The 618-nt window shown below is 71.4% G+C and carries 1 protein-coding gene; it reads right to left on the bottom strand.

Features of this window, described 5'->3' with window-relative positions:
• Window positions 1–618: HAD-IC family P-type ATPase (locus L995_RS29090; protein ID WP_047474890.1), on the bottom strand; the 618-nt coding region annotated here is incomplete at both ends.

The raw sequence follows: 618 nt of genomic DNA, 5'->3' as shown, positions 1-618 counted from the left end.
CCGCGTAGGGCCAGGGCGCGCGCGGCGGGCAGGGCGGGGCCAGGGGCGGCGTCCCGGGCTGCATCCTCTTCGCTCCAGGACTTCCATTCGACCAGCTTCGGGCTGCCCGTGGTCAGCGTGCCGGTCTTGTCCAGGGCAATGGCGCGCAGCTTGCGCGCCGATTCCAGCGCCTGGCCGCCCTTGATCAGCAGGCCGCGGCGTGCAGCCGCCGTGAGCGCGCTGACCACGGTGACGGGGGTGGACAGCACGAGGGCGCAGGGGCAGGAGATGACCAGCAGGGCCAGCGCCTGGTAGGCCGCGTCATGCCAGCTCCAGTCCATGACCAGCGGCGCCAGCACCGCCAGCGCAATGGCCAGCACCAGCACGATGGGCGTGTAGACGGCGGCAAAGCGATCGACGAAGCGCTGGGTGGGCGCCTTGGAGGCCTGGGCCTGCTCCACGGCGTGGACGATGCGCGCGATCAGGCTGTCATTGGCCGCCGAGGTGACGCGCATCTGCAGCTCGCCATCCTGGTTGATGCTGCCGGCGTAGAGCTCGTCGCCCGGGGCCTTGTCGGCCAGGGCGCTTTCTCCGGTGATGGGCGCCTGGTTGACTGAGCTTTGGCCTCGCAGGACGCGG

Source organism: Delftia sp. ZNC0008 (genome assembly GCF_000799035.1).
Classification (GTDB): Bacteria; Pseudomonadota; Gammaproteobacteria; order Burkholderiales; family Burkholderiaceae_C; genus Comamonas; species Comamonas tsuruhatensis.
The sequence above is the reverse complement of the archived record's forward strand: the minus strand, read 5'-3'. Positions and strand labels throughout refer to the sequence as shown.